At 37.1% G+C, this 17,712-nt stretch carries 11 protein-coding genes; 7 read left to right on the forward strand and 4 right to left on the reverse strand.

The features are described 5' to 3' along the window. Window positions 1-33 precede the first annotated feature (33 nt). The 3 genes from AC07XN_RS01220 (at window position 34) to AC07XN_RS01230 (ending at window position 7,055) form a co-directional block, all read left to right on the forward strand. Window positions 34-2,028 carry a hypothetical protein gene (locus tag AC07XN_RS01220; protein WP_494741760.1) on the forward strand — a complete coding sequence of 665 codons (1,995 nt, stop codon included), beginning with the start codon at window positions 34-36 and terminating at the stop codon, window positions 2,026-2,028. A 52-nt stretch (window positions 2,029-2,080) separates the two neighbouring features. Further along, window positions 2,081-6,415 carry a DNA-directed RNA polymerase subunit beta' gene (gene rpoC / locus AC07XN_RS01225; RefSeq protein WP_309920717.1) on the forward strand — a complete coding sequence of 1,445 codons (4,335 nt, stop codon included), beginning with the start codon at window positions 2,081-2,083 and terminating at the stop codon, window positions 6,413-6,415. A 295-nt stretch (window positions 6,416-6,710) separates the two neighbouring features. Further along, window positions 6,711-7,055 (forward strand): hypothetical protein, encoded by a 345-nt coding sequence (locus tag AC07XN_RS01230; protein ID WP_309920714.1) that lies wholly within the window; start codon window positions 6,711-6,713, stop codon window positions 7,053-7,055. Between the two features lie 582 nt (window positions 7,056-7,637). Here the strand turns inward: AC07XN_RS01230 and AC07XN_RS01235 are convergent. Beyond that, complete coding sequence (locus AC07XN_RS01235; protein ID WP_494741761.1) at window positions 7,638-8,645, reverse strand: Gfo/Idh/MocA family oxidoreductase; 1,008 nt, start codon at window positions 8,643-8,645, stop codon at window positions 7,638-7,640. Window positions 8,646-8,868: 223 nt separating this feature from the next. On the opposite strand from AC07XN_RS01235, the gene AC07XN_RS01240 reads away from it, so the two are divergent. The 3 genes from AC07XN_RS01240 (at window position 8,869) to AC07XN_RS01250 (ending at window position 15,005) form a co-directional block, all read left to right on the forward strand. Beyond that, window positions 8,869-9,441 (forward strand): adenylate kinase, encoded by a 573-nt coding sequence (locus AC07XN_RS01240; RefSeq protein ID WP_494741762.1) that lies wholly within the window; start codon window positions 8,869-8,871, stop codon window positions 9,439-9,441. A 76-nt stretch (window positions 9,442-9,517) separates the two neighbouring features. Further along, window positions 9,518-10,573 carry a GTPase ObgE gene (gene obgE, locus AC07XN_RS01245; RefSeq protein ID WP_309913122.1) on the forward strand — a complete coding sequence of 352 codons (1,056 nt, stop codon included), beginning with the start codon at window positions 9,518-9,520 and terminating at the stop codon, window positions 10,571-10,573. 109 nt (window positions 10,574-10,682) lie between these two features. Further along, complete coding sequence (locus AC07XN_RS01250; protein ID WP_494741763.1) at window positions 10,683-15,005, forward strand: T9SS type A sorting domain-containing protein; 4,323 nt, start codon at window positions 10,683-10,685, stop codon at window positions 15,003-15,005. Between the two features lie 246 nt (window positions 15,006-15,251). Here the strand turns inward: AC07XN_RS01250 and AC07XN_RS01255 are convergent, their stop codons facing one another. The 3 genes from AC07XN_RS01255 to AC07XN_RS01265 form a co-directional block, all read right to left on the reverse strand. Further along, the gene (locus AC07XN_RS01255; RefSeq protein ID WP_494741764.1) at window positions 15,252-16,154 is read right to left on the reverse strand and encodes a hydroxypyruvate isomerase family protein; all 903 of its coding nucleotides are present in this window, start codon (window positions 16,152-16,154) and stop codon (window positions 15,252-15,254) included. A 113-nt stretch (window positions 16,155-16,267) separates the two neighbouring features. Continuing rightward, complete coding sequence (locus AC07XN_RS01260; RefSeq protein WP_494741765.1) at window positions 16,268-16,627, reverse strand: TM2 domain-containing protein; 360 nt, start codon at window positions 16,625-16,627, stop codon at window positions 16,268-16,270. Next, window positions 16,590-16,919 (reverse strand): DUF2752 domain-containing protein, encoded by a 330-nt coding sequence (locus tag AC07XN_RS01265; protein ID WP_494741766.1) that lies wholly within the window; start codon window positions 16,917-16,919, stop codon window positions 16,590-16,592. Before AC07XN_RS01265 ends, AC07XN_RS01260 begins: the two co-directional genes overlap by 38 nt. A 337-nt stretch (window positions 16,920-17,256) precedes the next feature. On the opposite strand from AC07XN_RS01265, the gene AC07XN_RS01270 reads away from it, so the two are divergent. Beyond that, window positions 17,257-17,688 carry an HYC_CC_PP family protein gene (locus tag AC07XN_RS01270; RefSeq protein WP_309913085.1) on the forward strand — a complete coding sequence of 144 codons (432 nt, stop codon included), beginning with the start codon at window positions 17,257-17,259 and terminating at the stop codon, window positions 17,686-17,688. Window positions 17,689-17,712 lie beyond the last annotated feature (24 nt).

Genomic DNA, 17,712 nt, shown 5'->3' on the forward strand with positions numbered 1-17,712 from the left:
AAAAATAATCATGTAAAGGTCAATCGTTTATTTATGAGTCAATATTCAAAAAAAACCTTCGTATGGATTGCTTGGATGTGGATGATTTTTTTGCTTTTGCCATCATTTGAAGGGGTACATGAATATACTAAAGGACTCGACCCCTCTTGGTGTATAGCATTAAAAGTAGCGATTGAAGATAAATTTAAGTTCGGACAGGATTTCCTTTTTACTTATGGCCCACTTGGGTTTTTGAATACAGGATATACGCCCAATGGCTTTATTTATCAGCTTGTAGCGTTTTTGGTTCATTTGTTAATACAAGTTGGTTTTGTTGTATTAATCGTTGAAATCGTAAAAAAGTCAGTATCAAAAGCGATGGCTTTGTTTTTTGCGGGGCTTTGTTTTTTCCCTTATCGCTTTGTAGGCGACTTATCATTTTCCTTATTGATTCTTCAAATAGGATTTTTGTTAGTCTTTCTACAACATAAGAAAATATACAGTTTGGGCGTCGTTACCATCATCACAATACTTGCCTTTTTTATTAAACTGAATTTAAGCCTAGCGATGCTAGTAATATGGTTCGGTTCGTTATTGTTCTTTGGTTTAAGGCGTTATTTAACAATAAAGTTTGTCATAGCATTGGCCAGTACTACTATTGTACTGATGCTAATTCTGGCATATATATTACAAACGGATATAATGGTATACCTGTCTTCAGGTATTAAATTGGTCGATGGATATATAGATGCTCAGGCTGTGATGAACGATATTAATGGAATTAGGCTTGTTTTAGCTTTATTGGCATTATTGGTGATAGTATCTCTATTTCTAGCAATCTGTTGGGATTATCTACCATTCAAAGCGAATAATAAGGACTTAATGGCAGACCGTTTCTATGTGATTTGTTTGATAGCAATGTCTTTGTTTTTGAGTTATAAACAAAGTTTTGCTTCATTATCATCAACCAATTTATATGGTTTCTTTTTGTTTTTCCCCGTAATGATAGGGTTAATCTTATTGGTTGAAAATAACAAAAGAATACAAGTGAAAGTAATCATTTTGATTCTCTCTAGTCTTGTGTTTAGAAACATCATTCATTGGTCTTGGTCAAAAAGCAATTTAAAGGAATATGTGTTTTCAGCTTTGCCAACCGCTAAAAGAGATTTAGGGAATTGGCAACACAGAAAATCAACACTCGAAGGTATCGGCACTTTTATCAGTAGCTCTTCGGCAGTACGATTTTTTACTCATTCATTTGATGACGAAATCGTTACTTATACCAAAGCAGATTCACTGGAAAGAGCATTCCCGAAGGAAGTGAATGATTATCTGAGCAAAGGAACAGTTGATATTTTGCCTTGGGAAATATCTTATATAATGGTTAATAAACTAAAGTATAACCCAAGACCCATTGTGCAAACGTATCAGGCATATTCTGGTTATTTAGATAGTCTGAATGCTCAGAAGTACCAATCTGCTACGGCTCCTGATTATTTATTATATCAGGAATTCCCTTACAGAGAACAGTATTTTTTCTGGGATGAAGACAGAACTAAGCTAACCATGTTGGCCAATTATAAAGTTGTTGATACGCTTGCCGTTAAACAATCTGTAGGTTACGATAGTCTACTGGTTTTAAAACAAAACCCGAATAAGAAAGAAGTTAAGTATAATCTGACTAAAAAAGCTGTGATAAACACTTTTGAAAAGATTGATTTACCTGATTCAGCTGAGTTATTATTTATAAAATTCAACCTGAAATATTCTTTGTTCGGACAATTTACCAGATTAGCTTTTCAGCCGCCTTATTTGTTTGTAAACTTTGTTTATGACGACAATACTGTAGAAAGGTTCAGAGTAATTCCATCGGTATTAAAAGGAGGAGTTATTGCCAATATTAAAGTAAAGAGTTTTTCAGACGCTATGAAGTTTTTTAACACAAGTGGTTTGAAAAATACAAAGATTAAATCAATTCAATTAGATAGTCCCTATCAATGGGGCTTCAGTAATACTACTGAGATTTCGATTGAAAAAGTGATATTTTAATAGTTTTCATCTGATTGATAATTAATTGAACGTCAATAAAATACATTCTTATATGTCATTCAAAAAGAATAGAAAATTGAACAGTGAATTCTCTAAGGTGACCATCTCATTGGCATCACCTGAGTCGATTCTTGAAGGATCACACGGAGAAGTTACACAACCGGAAACAATCAACTATAGAACTTATAAACCAGAAATGGGAGGTTTGTTCTGTGAGCGTATTTTCGGCCCTACAAAAGACTGGGAATGTCACTGTGGGAAATATAAACGTATTCGTTATAAAGGTATCATCTGCGACCGTTGCGGGGTAGAAGTTACTGAGAAAAAAGTACGTCGTGAGCGTATGGGACACATCGAGTTAGTTGTGCCTGTAGCCCACATCTGGTACTTCCGTAGCTTACCAAACAAAATTGGTTATTTGTTAGGTCTTTCTACGAAAAAACTTGACCAAGTAATTTATTACGAAAGATACGTAGTAGTTCAAGCTGGGGTAAAAGCGGAAGATGGTGTAAACAAAATGGACTTCTTAACAGAAGACGAATATTTGGACATTATCGACAAGTTACCTCGCGAAAACCAATTATTACCAGACGAAGACCCTCAGAAATTCATTGCTAAAATGGGTGCTGAGGCGTTGGATATGTTGTTGAAACGTACTGAATTAGATAACTTATCTTACGATTTACGTCACTCGGCTGCAAACGATACTTCTCAACAACGTAAGGCTGAAGCCTTGAAACGTTTGAAAGTAGTTGAAGCTTTCCGTGAGGCGGGTACTCGTATCGAGAACAAGCCAGAATGGATGGTTATCAAAATGGTACCAGTAATTCCACCAGAATTGCGTCCGCTTGTACCTTTAGATGGTGGTCGTTTTGCGACTTCGGATTTGAACGACCTTTACCGTCGTGTAATTATCCGTAACAACCGTTTGAAGCGTTTGATCGAAATCAAAGCTCCTGAAGTAATCTTACGTAACGAAAAACGTATGTTACAAGAAGCTGTCGATTCATTATTCGATAACTCGCGTAAAATCAACGCTGTTCGTTCAGAAGGTAACCGTGCATTGAAATCACTTTCAGATATGTTGAAAGGTAAGCAAGGACGTTTCCGTCAGAACTTACTAGGTAAACGTGTCGATTATTCAGGTCGTTCGGTAATTGTGGTTGGTCCAGAATTGAAAATGCACGAATGTGGTTTGCCAAAAGATATGGCTGCCGAGCTTTTCAAACCATTTGTTATCAGAAAATTGATTGAAAGAGGTATCGTGAAAACGGTAAAATCTGCCAAGAAAATTGTTGATAGAAAAGACCCTGTAGTGTGGGATATTTTGGAAAACGTAATGAAAGGGCACCCTGTTCTTCTAAACCGTGCTCCAACACTTCACCGTTTAGGTATTCAGGCATTCCAACCTAAATTGATTGAAGGAAAAGCGATTCAATTGCACCCATTAACTTGTACGGCATTCAACGCCGATTTTGATGGTGACCAGATGGCGGTACACGTACCACTAGGTCAGGAGGCAATCTTGGAAGCATCTCTTTTAATGTTAGGTTCACACAATATCTTGAACCCAGCCAACGGAGCTCCTATTACTGTACCTTCACAAGATATGGTTCTTGGTTTATACTACGTAACAAAAGGACGTAGAAATACACCAGAATATGAAGTGAAAGGTGAAGGCATGAAGTTCTACGGTTTCGAGGAAGTGGTAATCGGGATGAACGAAGGAGTGGTTTCTAAACATGCTAATATTGAAGTAAAAGCTAAAGTGCGTAAAGAAGATGGTACATTGGTTGAAGAAATGGTGAAAACTGTTGCGGGCCGTGTATTATTCAACCTTTGTGTTCCTGAAGAAGTAGGTTATATCAATGAATTGTTGACTAAGAAGAAATTACAACAAATCATTGCTACAGTATTTAAAATCTCTGGAGTTGCTCGTACTGCAAAATTCCTAGATGATATTAAAGACTTAGGATACCAAATGGCATTCAAAGGTGGTCTTTCAATGGGTATTGGTGATATCATCGTTCCAGAAGAAAAAGCTGCTCTTGTGGCACAAGCAAAAGATAGAGTAACTGAAGTAACAGATAACTATTTGATGGGTTTAATTACAGATAACGAACGTTATAACGCTGTAATTGACATTTGGACATCAGTGAACAAGAAAATCACTGATACCTTGATGAATCAAATGGAGAATGATAGACAAGGTTTCAATGCTATCTATATGATGATGCACTCAGGAGCACGTGGTTCTCGTGAGCAGATTCGTCAGTTAGGTGGTATGCGTGGTTTGATGGCGAAACCTCAGAAGAACTTACAAGGTTCGGTAGGTGAAATCATCGAAAACCCAATCCTTTCTAACTTTAAAGAAGGTCTAGACGTACTTGAATACTTTATCTCTACACACGGTGCGCGTAAAGGTCTTGCGGATACAGCCTTGAAAACTGCCGATGCGGGTTACTTAACTCGTCGTTTGCATGACGTTGCTCAAGACGTAATCGTAAATGAAGATGACTGTGGTACTTTAAGAGGTATTCAGATTGCAGCGTTGAAAGATAATGAGGAAATCATCGAACCATTATCAGAACGTATCTTGGGTCGTGTTTCTATCCATGATGTATATGACCCAGTAACGGGTAAATTGTTAATCACAGCAGGTGAAGAAATCAGCGAAGAGGCAGCGCTGTCTGTAGATGATACTGCGATTGATTCAATCGAAATTCGTTCGGTATTAACTTGCGAAACTCGTTATGGAGTTTGTGCTAAATGTTACGGACGTAACCTTTCAACAGGTAGAATGGTAGGTATTGGTGAAGCTGTAGGTGTAATTGCATCACAGTCAATCGGTGAACCAGGTACGCAGCTTACACTTCGTACATTCCACGTTGGGGGTACTGCTCAGAACGTAACGTTGGATGCAGCTATCAAAGCTAAATTCGACGGTATTATTAAATTTGAAGAGATGCGTACAGTTTCTTCGGTTGACCCAGAAGGAAAACCAGTTGAAATTGTAATGGGTCGTTCAGGTGAGGTTCAAATTTTGAATGCTAATAATCCTCAACAAGTGTTTATCGCTAATAACGTTCCTTACGGTTCTTATTTGAGAGTTAAAGACGGACAGACGATTACTAAAGGTGAAGAAATTTGTGCTTGGGATCCATATAATGCTGTAATCTTATCGGAAGTTGAAGGTACTATTCAATTCGATGCTATCGAAGAAAATGTTACTTACAAAGAAGAAGCCGATGAGCAAACAGGTTTACGTGAGAAGGTAATTATCGAATCGAAAGATAAGACTAAAAACCCTGCTATCTTGGTTAATGTAAAAGGTGCTGACGAACCAGTAGCTTATAACGTACCAGTAGCGGCTCGTTTATCAGTTGAAAACAAAACGAAAATTAAACCAGGACAAATCTTGGCGAAAATTCCTCGTGCTGCTGGTAAAACACGTGATATTACGGGTGGTCTTCCACGTGTAACTGAATTATTTGAAGCACGTAACCCATCTAACCCAGCAGTAGTTTCTGAGATTGACGGTGTTATTACTTTAGGAGGTATCAAACGTGGTAACCGTGAAATTTATGTACGTGCTAAAGATGGTGGCGAACGTAAATACTTGGTGCCATTGTCTAAACACATCCTTGTTCAAAATAATGACTTTGTGCGTGCTGGTGTACCACTTTCAGATGGTGCTATTACGCCTTCAGATATTTTGGCTATTAAAGGACCAACCGCTGTACAAGAGTACTTAGTAAATGAAATCCAAGACGTTTACCGTCTGCAAGGTGTGAAGATTAACGATAAGCACATCGAGGCTATCGTTCGTCAGATGATGCAGAAAGTAATCATCGTTGAATCTGGAGATACAATGTTCTTGAACGGACAAAATGTTGATAGATTCTTGTTCCGTGAGGAAAATGATAAAATCATGGATAAGAAAGTGGTAATGGATGCAGGTGATTCTGAGAAAATGAAAGTGGGTATGATTGTTTCTGCTCGTGCTTTACGTGACGAAAACTCTTCATTGAAACGTCGTGATATGAAGATTGTTACAGTACGTGATGCTTCACCAGCGGTTTCTCAACCAAACTTACAAGGTATCACTCAAGCATCTTTAGGAACTGACTCATTCATTTCTGCGGCTTCTTTCCAAGAAACAACGAAAGTATTATCTGAAGCATCTATCCGTGCAAAAGCTGATACATTAGATGGCTTGAAAGAAAACGTAATTGTAGGTCACTTAATCCCAGCAGGTACGGGTGTTCGTAAATATGCTGATTACGTGATTACTTCTAAAGAAGAACTACAACAAGTAGAAACAGCTAAAGAAGCCAAAGCCCAAGAAAAGGTTGGAGGTTATCGTAAAGCTCGTTGGATTGTGTAATTTAATTTTGTAGCAATATAAAAAATGCCCTTTGATTCATTTCAGAGGGCATTTTTTTGGATTTTGGATTTTTGGACTTGAAGACTAAAAGATATAAGAGGCAAGACACAAGAATTTTGACTTTAAGATTTGCTCCTCGGAGTCTCTGACTTCGTGGGTTAGATAAATGACAATCTGTGATTGTCCAAGCTGTTTTAAATGCTATCCAACGAGTTATTTGAAATAGGATTTGAGATTATTAAGTTTCATTATTTTCAGCTTTTTATCTAATTTTTAAAAGTGACCAAATAATAAAATGAGAACAAAAGAACTATTAAGCATTATCAAAAATAGTGATTTACCATTTGAGGTGATAAATCAAATAAGTCAAGTAGAGATTTTAGCAAAATTTGTGCAAACGAGAGCCATTCTATTAGATATTTATGGAGTTCGAAATAAAATGTTTGCAGATGCTACTTATCGAAATAATTCAGGAGATACTCGTTTTTATGAAGGACTGAATGAGGTTGTATCTAAATTAGAGAAAAGTAAATCTGAAAACATTTTATTTCTTGAAGTTAACACTGAGGAAGGAGACGAAATAAGTCTTTTCTTTCAAGAGGATGACAACTTATTTTTAGGATATATTTATATCTATTAATGAACTTTGGAAGAAGCATCTCATACTCGAATTTTGACAAGTTTTTGTTCAGCTACAGGCTGTAATAGCCTCTTAACTACTAAAACTCCCTATTAGCTGGTGACTTAAGTCCTATCGATTACCCACAAGTACATAAATAACTGATAATCAATGTATTTATTCCTAGCGAGGGACTTAAGTCCCTCGCTAGGAATAAGAGTTTCAGGTAGTCAGGCTGTGACATGAGGCGACCGACGCTGGGTTTGAAAGGCGATTTAAGCACATTTTAACCAATTTTTCAATAATTATATCCTCATTTTAAATTTTTAAAAGATGTGGGTAATCAGTAGGACTTAAGTCACTAGCTAATAGGAAAACTGACAATCCTGCTATTTAAGTAAGCCCTAATCCTCTCCAACCGATACCCGAAGACCGACACCCAATTACTAATACCTCTTAATCTGCTCTGTATTCCGTGGCTGGTCTCCTGACCAGTCCACAGGTTCACACGGGAAAATGGACTGGTCAGGAGACCAGCCATGTGAGCAAGCCTTAATTCTCTGCAACCGATAACCGAAGACCAAAAGCTGACAGCCACCACCACTAATACCTCTTAATCTGCTCCATAATCTTAATCTGCTCCAATACTTCTTCTGGTTTTATAAGCAATTCAGCTTTTCCAGTGATTGCTTCATAAAGATTTTGGAAAAGTATTCCCCAATCGCCTTTCTTTGTTTCAATAGTTCCTCGGAAATGTAAACCATTAATATCTGTATTAATAATGCCCGAATTACTTTCAGATTCAATTCCGAAAGCATCCATATTTGGCATGATGCCTGCTTTTAGATGGTCTTCTTGCATATCAATTCCATACTTTACAAAAGAACCTTTTGTACCATACAAAATATATCTTGGGCCTTCTTCACGAACTAATAAGCTCGATTTTAAGGTAACTTTCAATTTACCATAGTTAAGCCTGATATCGAAAGAATCATCAATTTCAGAGCCTTCTCTTTCAGTACAAGTTTCACCCCACACCTGTTGCGGAACGCCAAACAGTACTATTGCTTGGTCGATGATATGTGCGCCTAAATCATATAATATTCCATTGGCTGCATTGTTGGTTTCTTTCCATTTTTTAGCATTCAAAATGGGCTTATAGCGGTCATAATGTACTTCATAGCTTAATAAATCACCCAATAAACCCTCTTCAATTACTTGTTTAACGGTCATAAAGTCGCTATCAAAACGACGATTCTGATAAACAGAAATAACTTTACCTCGTTCTTTAGATAATTGTATCAATTCTTCTGCTTCACTGGCCGTAGCCGTAAAAGGCTTTTCTACCAGTACGTGTTTGTTGGCCAGTAAACATTTCTTCGCAAATTCGTAGTGTGTAGCATTTGGCGAACAGATACTAACTAAATCAATGGTATCATCAGCTAATACTTCTTCTAAACTTTTGGCGACTTGAACGTCAGGAAAAAAATCTTTGGGATTCTGACTGTTTGAAACAATCGTTTTAAGATTAAAATTAGGATTTACCGAGAAAAATGGGGCTTGGAGGTATCTGCCAGATAAACCAAAACCAATAAGAGCAACATTGAGCATTATTAATTGGGATTCTGTTTATAAATCAATTTTAACAAAAATAAGCAAAAAACTAGCAAAGTCTACTCGCGGTTATCATTGGATATTGCGTTTAATTTTTGTTCATCTATACCTCATTTGCTAAATTATCAGACAATTAGCAGATATTTCATTATGGTTCTAGTAAATTTGTAGTCTTATAACAAAACAACTATTAAGAACTTTAAAAATAACGGTATAACCAATGTTAAATCTAGTCTTATTCGGCCCTCCGGGTGCAGGTAAAGGAACACAGTCAGCTAAATTAATTGAGAAGTATCAGTTAGTTCATATTTCTACAGGCGATATGTTTCGCATGCACATTTCTAATAATACTGAACTCGGGCAGCGCGTGAAACAAATCTTAGCTGATGGGCTTTTAGTACCTGATTCAGTGACGATTGATATGTTAGAAGAAGAAGTAAAAAACAATCCTGAAGCAAAAGGTTTTATCTTTGATGGATTTCCACGTACTGTGCCTCAAGCAGAGGCATTAGATGCATATTTGACCAAAAATGGACAAAAAATCAATGGCGTAGTTCAGTTAGATGTAACTGAAGAGGAAATTAAAAATAGAATTGCTGAAAGACAAAAAGTGTCGAGTCGTGCAGACGACGATGCAGATAAATTGTTGAAGCGTATTGACGAGTACTTCTCGAAAACAGTTTACGTATTACCTTATTATGAAGCACAAGGCAAAGTATCTAAAGTAAACGGAATCGGAAATATCGAAGAAATTTTTACTAATATCTGTACTGCAATTGATGCAGTAAAATAATTTAAAATGGGGTAATTTGTAGTGATTTTGTAGTTCTGCGAATTACCCATTTTAAATCAATCAATAATAATTAAATATCATGGCATCCAACTTCATTGACTACGTAAAAATTAACGTCCGTTCGGGCCACGGAGGAAGCGGTTCAAGCCATTTCCGTCGTGAAAAACACGTACCTAAAGGTGGTCCAGATGGTGGTGATGGCGGCCGCGGAGGACACGTTGTATTAAGAGGGAACTCGCAACACTGGACTTTGCTCCACTTGAAATACCAAAAACATATTTTTGCTAAAGACGGAAAAGGTGGCGAAGGCGGACGCCGTTCGGGACTTCAAGGAGAAGACGCAATTATTGACGTTCCATTGGGAACAATCGTAAAAGACCCTGAAACAGGAGAAGTATTAGCAGAAGTTACCAAAAATGGCGAAGAGGTAATTTTGTTAAAAGGCGGAAGAGGCGGTTTAGGTAATACCAATTTTAAATCATCAACGAATCAAGCTCCACACTATGCACAGCCTGGCGAAGTAGGCGAAGATATGTGGGTTGTATTAGAACTTAAAGTATTAGCAGATGTTGGTTTGGTGGGCTTCCCGAATGCAGGGAAATCTACGTTACTTTCTGTCATGTCTGCGGCTACTCCTGAAATTGCAGATTATCCTTTTACAACCCTTGTTCCAAACTTGGGGGTTGTGGCTTATCGTAATTTCAAATCATTTATCATGGCTGATATTCCTGGAATCATTGAGGGGGCAGCGGAAGGAAAAGGTTTAGGAACCAGATTTTTAAGACATATCGAGCGAAATTCTATTTTGTTGTTTATGGTACCAGCTTCTGTAGAAAATATTGAAGAAGAGTATCTTATACTCCTGAATGAATTAAAAAAATACAATCCTGCTTTGTTGGATAAAGAAAGAATTTTGGCTATTTCTAAAATGGATTTAGTACCAGATGAAGAAGACAAAGCCAGAATTTTAAAGCAGATTCCTGATAACATCCCTTACGTCTTGATTTCGTCAGTGATGCAACAAGGTCTGACAGAATTGAAAGATTTATTATGGACAACTTTACAGAATGCACAGCCTGAGGTTATTGAAAGTGAAAGTCCAGAAGAATCTACAGAAATTGATTTTGAGTAAATTAACCTTTATCATCTACATTTAGCTTCAGGGCTGAATGTAGATGACTTTACCTGTTTTATCTTCATACATTACCGCAATCGATGGTAATTATATCAACATGATAATTATGAAAAAAAGCTGTTCATATCTTTTAATGATGTGGTTAATCTTATCATTTACGATATCGTCTGCTCAAACGCCTACAATTACGGCAACGGGTGTTTATAACTGTACTGGCTTAGGTACGTCTCAACTTACGCTTCCTAGTGGCTATGCCGTTTATGAATGGTATAATTCAAGTAATGTTTTGGTAGCATCTACACAAACTTACACAGCAGCTGCAGGAACTTATACCGCCAAAGTAAAGCAAACTGCGGTTGGTTCATATATTGTAGTAAGTGCTTTTACGGTAACACAGATTGTGCCAACTGCCCCAACTATTACACCACCTAGTGATGTCCTAACGGCGATTTGTGGAGTAAGTAGCAGGAATATTGTAGCCAGTGGTGCTACTAATTATGATTGGAAAAGAGATGGCGTTTCTACGACAATCACTACAGCCACTTTGTCCGTAACAGGTAGTTCTGTGACTACCCCTGGCACTTATGCCTATACTGTTTCTACCACGAATAGTGTTACAGGTTGTACCTCAACTAGTACTGCCGTGAGCTTAAAGGTATCTCCCAAACCAACAACGCCTGTCATTACTCCACTTACACCCAATCTAATTTGTGGAACAGACTCAAAAACATTAACGGCTACAACAGGAGGGGCTAGTTATACTTGGAAAAGAGATGCTACGATTCTTAGTGCTTCAACAAACACGTTAACAGTTACTGGAACGGATGTACCAACAGGTACATATAATTATAAAGTAGTACTTCAAAATGCAGTAGGGTGTGTTTCTGATACCTCTGCATCGGTGAGCTTAAAGGTATCTCCAAAGCCAGCAACACCAGTAATTACTCCAGTTACTCCTAATTTAATTTGTGGAACAGACGCTAAAACATTAACCGCTACTAGTGGTGGAACAAGTTATTTATGGAAACGAAATAATACGATACTTAGCTCAACAATAAATACACAAGTCGTTACTGGAACGGATGTTTCAGTAGCTGGTACATACAATTATAAAGTAGTGCTTACCAATGCTGTAGGCTGTACTTCAGATACTTCAGTAGCAGTTGCGCTAAAAGTTTCTCCGAAACCTAGCAGACCTGTAATTTCGGTTCCTGATACCAATTCGGTTTGTGGCGTAAGTACTAAAACATTGACGGCAACCGCTGATGGTAGTATCTATACATGGAAGAGAGATGCTACTATATTATCATCAACCATCAACACTTTGACCGTTACAGGAAATGATGTTTCTGTAGCGGGTACTTATAATTATAAAGTTGTTCTTCAAAACTCAATAGGTTGTATCTCAGATACTTCTTTAGCGGTGGGAGTAAAGGTTTCTCCTAAACCTACAAAGCCGTCTATTGCTGCAGTAGATACCAATGCCATTTGTGGTGTAGGTACTAAAACGCTTACAGCAACGAGTGGCGGAACATCGTATGTTTGGAAAAGAGATATTACAGAATTGTCAAGTTCTAAAATAAATACCTTGTTGATTACAGGAAATGATGTAACGACTGCAGGAACATATAGTTACACAGTAGCTTTAATCAATTCAGTTGGTTGTATTTCTGATGCGTCTACGGGGGTGAGTTTGAAAGTTTCTCCGAAGCCAGCTAAGCCTACTATTACCCCCGACACAAGCATAACATTAGTATGTGGAACAGACTCTCGTATTCTAAAAGCGACTAGTGGAGGAACGTCTTATAGTTGGATTGTCGGAAGTAAAACGCTCACAGGCTCTACCAGTAGTGCTATTACAGTAACGGGGCGAGATACTTCTTCGGCTAATGGAAGCAGTAACTATACTTATACGGTTGCTCTAAAAAATTCAGTGGGTTGTGTTTCTGACTATTCTACAGGCTATACGTTGCAACTGTTTCCTTCTATTCCTGCAAAGCCAACGATTACGGCTGGCGGTGTAACAACTTTTTGTGAAGGTGGAAATGTGACATTGACTTCATCTTATACAACTAATTCGAACGTTTGGAGTTCTACCACTGCAATAGATACCACTACTTCAAAAGCAGTAGGATTGGTAGTTACAAAAACAGGGATTTATACCGTAAAAGCTAAAGATGCAAATGGATGTGTATCGCTTGCCTCAGATGCCAAATTGGTTACTGTCAATCCAAATCCAACAGCACCTACTATATTAGAGGGAACAGCAGTAAGTATTTGTGAACTTGAAAGCAAAACTTTAACAGCTAATGATAAAGGCACTGGTGTATATACGTGGAATACTGGTAGCAAAACAAAGAGTATCACCGTTAGTACGGCAGGAAGTTATAGTCTTACCTTTACTGATGCTAATACTTGTACTTCTAAACCATCTGTAGCTACAGTGCTTACGGTAAATCCGTTGCCAGTTAAACCAACCATTTCAATTATCCGCCCTGCGGAGTTTTGTGATGGCGATTCTACTATATTACGTTCATCAACGGCTTCGGGATATATTTGGAGTACCAACCAAACCGTTGGGCAAATCATTGTTAAGGAATCAAAGACTATTTCAGTAATTGCGGTTTCAGACAAAGGTTGTAAATCAAAAGATGCTTCCGACCCTGTTGCGGTTATTGCCAACCCTTTACCTGCTACACCAACTGTCGTAGCAAATGGGCCCTTGATTTTCTGTCCAGATTCTACGGTTACACTATCGTCTTCGGTAATAGGTAATGAATATACGTGGACGAATATAAGTAGTAGCATCGTTTTTGGAAAAACTCAATCTGTAATAGTTGGAGAAGCAGGAGAATATGCTGTACAAGCGATTAGTGTGAAGAAATGTATTTCTAAGATTTCAAAAAGTGTAAAAGTATCTGTGCGAGAAGCACCACAGCCAGCGAGTATCTTGGCTTCACCTATTGCTACTTTCTGTAAAGGTGGAACAGCCACATTAAGAGCACTAATAGCAAATGGAAATGTGGATAGATATAGCTGGAGAGATGAAGATACTAAAAAAGAGATTGCCACGACAGCAGCTATCACAACAGATACGTCGGGAAGATATGCTGTAAAAGTAAGAGATACCTTTGGATGCTTTTCGGCCTATTCAAAAGTATTGAAAGTTACCGTGAATCCATTGCCTGCTAAACCAACATTGAGAATAGTACGACCAAAGATTTTCTGTGATGGTGACAGCACTTTATTAGAAGCAAGTTTGCCAACTACTACTACCAATGGATTGAAAAATGTATATCAATGGACAGTCGATGGGTTATTACAAACTGGTATCAGCGGTAGAACATTTACATGGAAAAAAGCTAATGGCATAGGAGTAGCCGTAATTGATACGAATGGATGTAAATCTGTAGCGAGTTCGGATACCATCAAAACAACAGTCAATCCACTACCAGCTGCACCATCTATCACCCTGAGAGGAGCCAATCCTTTTTGTGCAGACAAAAGCGTTTCTTTAACAGCGATAGGAGTACAGGCAAGTAGTTATAAATGGAGTATTTCGAATAGTACGGCTAGCACTATTACGGTAAATTATGCAGGAAATGTAACAGTACAAGCTGTTAGTGCTTTTTCATGTTATTCAAAATCATCACAGCCCATTACTTTAAGTGTATATCCATTACCAGCGACACCACAAATTAGTGCTACGGGGAATCTTACTTTTTGTGATGGTGGTAGTACTGTCTTAGCGACTGCAAATACTAATAAAGCCTATTGGTATAAAAGTACCAACGATTCGCTAGGCAATGGTACAAACAATACTATTGTAGTGAATAAATCAGGAAACTATTTTGCAAGAGTAGAAGATAAAAACTTCTGTCTGTCGGCGCCATCGAATGCTATTACAGTAGATGTTCGTTCGCTTCCAACTACGCCAGTGATTTCACAAGCTGGTGCTTTCTTTTTAGTAGCTCAAAGTTCTGGAGACGAAAATGGCTATATCTGGAAATATAATGGAGAAGAACAGAAAAGCTTTATTACCAATACCATCAAAGTGAAAAAGGATGGTAATTACCAAGTACAGGCAAGTAAAATATATAATCAAGTGGCTTTGCCAAGTGGTAGTCTGATGTGTTATTCACAACCGTCATTAGTGTATAAATATACGCAGGATTTGACTTTTGAAGGAATGAACGTTTATCCAAACCCAAGTGCTACGGGTGATATTACGATTCAAGTTGTTGAAGATTTGATAGGTGCTGATGTGTCAGTGTATACAATGGATGGAAGACTGATTGAGACATTTAAAGTCAATAAATTTGATACGCCAAGAACGCTTAAACTGAGTGGTTCTATAGGAAATATTTATTTTATCAAACTCAAAACAGATAGTTTTGAAAGAATAAAGAAAGTAGTCGTAACGCAATAGCGTAGTTTTGAGTGATGAGTTGTCATAATATCAGTTGATACAAAAAAGCGGTCAAAATTAATTTTTTGACCGCTTTTTTGTGATTGATGTTCTCCGAATTCCTACTGTTTGAGCGAAGCGAGTTTAGGAATTCTTGATTTTTTTGTTACTTTTTGCATCAAGGCAAAAAGTAAGGACGAGAATAAATTCAAAAACCTTAGAAATCGTCTGAAACACTTTCTTTTAAATAGAAATTCTAGGTTTCATTTATACATCACAAATTAAAACACCTTGTTTTAATGAAGCGATTTTATCAGATTTTGCAGGAATGAACTCTTGTCCGATGAATCCTTTATAACCAGTATCAAGGATAGCTTTCATAATAGCTGGATAATACAATTCTTGCGTATCGTCAATTTCATTTCTACCCGGAACGCCACCTGTATGGTAGTGTGAAATATATTGATGATATTTTTTAATCGTAGCAATTACGTCGCCCTCCATGATTTGCATGTGATAAATATCATAAAGTAATTTGAATTTATCTGAGCCAACCATCTCGCACAAAGCAGCACCCCAATCAGTATGGTCACATTGATAATCCTTGTGGTTTACTTTTGAATTCAGCAACTCCATCGTGATGGTTACATCATGTTTTTCTGCTGTTTTCATGATTCTCTGTAAACCTTTTTTACAGTTGATTAATCCATCTTCATCGCTTAATCCATTTCTGTTTCCAGAAAACGTAATTAAGTTTTTAACACCCGCCTTAGCTGCTTTCGGAATCAAATCCTCATATAATGCCACGAGTGCATCATGATTCTTTACATTGTTGAAACAGCTAGTTAAGCCCATACCATTTCCCCATTGGTTACTTTCTGGCCAACCGATGGCTGATGTTAAATCATATTTTTTCAAAATTTCCCATTCCGAAGGACCTGTCAACTCAAGGCTTTGCATACCAATATCTTTGGCAGCTTTACAAAGGTCTTCAAATGGAATAGAGCCATAACACCAACGACAAGCAGAGTGATTTACTCGACCTTTCAATGCGGCACCTATCTGTGTGTCTGCCGCTTCAATTCGATTACTGAGCGAAGAAGTTAGCATGGTTGCAGTTACCGCACCGACTCCCTGTAGAGCCGCTCGGCGTGAAAAAGTTTTTCCCATAGTTTTTTAAAAGTCCTGAATTAGAATTAAAGAGTATAGTTAAACTAGATTATACTCAAATTCGATGGAATTTAGGGGATTTTTTTGAAAAAACAATCCTGCAACGTATAGTTTTATGAATGCCAAGTTTTCATCAAATGAATTGTTTCATAGGCAGCTTTCTGATTATACTCAAAAGCAAGACTTTTATAATTTACTAAATCTACAATTGTACCAATGAAGCAAAGACCTAAAGTAAAGAAATAAAGTATTCCCATTCCAATTTGACCTGTTAAAAAGCGTTGAATTCCTGCAAGCCAAAAGAAACCCACAATGGTAGTTACTAAAATAAGTGTAGTGTCTCTGCGTTTGTTTTGATACATCATGATAAAGGTCTTTTGTTGGTCTTCAGACATATCTTTGATTAAACTTTGGATAAACATTGCTTCCTCAGCCTCAAGGTTCGAAAGCATCATCATTATGTTGGGTGTCATTTTCTTGTATGTTTAAGTTTAAATGTTGGTAAGTATATTTTAGTAAAGTGATAATTCTGGCAACGATAACAATTACAGCAAAAATTCCAAGTGGGTGACTGTCAAATGATTGTTGTAAATTTCCATGAAATAAAAATGAAATAGCATGACCTAATCCACAACCCGGACAAAATGAAAATCCTAAGTTTTTTATCGGACAAAAACTAAAATGGTTTTCGTGTGGATTATCAAGAAACAACCAGATTAATCCACTAACCCAAAACAAGAGTTCTATATTTAATTTCCGTATCATTGTGAATCAAAGGTGATGGATATTTTCTGATAATGGCTATAATTCTACACAGAATGTCTTTTTTAGGGGTGGATAATGTGTTTTGTAGGATGAATTTAATTTTAGGTAGTAAATCGGAAAATTATGCAACATAATCAGAAACTAATATAAATACTTATCATGTTGAAAATACGTATATTTGTAACATACTTTTACTTTTAGCATTCGGCTTTCAGTAGTCAGCTATCAGTGTTTGTTTTACTATAAGATTTAATATTAGATACATAGACATTTTCTTTAAATATTTTAGCCGAAAGCTGATTGTCGACGACTGAAAGCTTTACTTTTAAAGCTTATTATGAAAAAAGTACTCATACGCATATTTTGCCTTTTGATGGCCTTCCAAGTGCTTTTCGCAAGCGTTGGATTTGCTATGTATGAGCATCTTTGTAAAATAAGCGGAAAAAGTAATTATATGCTTTCTCAGCCTAAGCGTAGTTGTTGTGCTAAAAAAGCTAAGATGACAGAACATTCATCAAAGCTTAGTATCAAAAGAGCTAAATGTTGTTCAGATTCAGTTACTCATTATAAAATCACGCCAAATGCATCACAGGGAATTAGTATAGACTATAAAATTCCTTCTTTAGCATGGATAATTGAAACACCCATTTTTTATACTTTTACGTGGGTAGCTCAATCTGTTTCTTTCAAAATCTCTCATTATTATAATACCGCACCCCCTTTATTTGGACGACTCCGCCTTATCTTTATTCAGTCCTTTCTTATTTGATTTTTGTTAGAATATCAAACGCTA

It is taken from the genome of Arcicella sp. GW458-12-2-14-TSB2 (assembly GCF_059423785.1).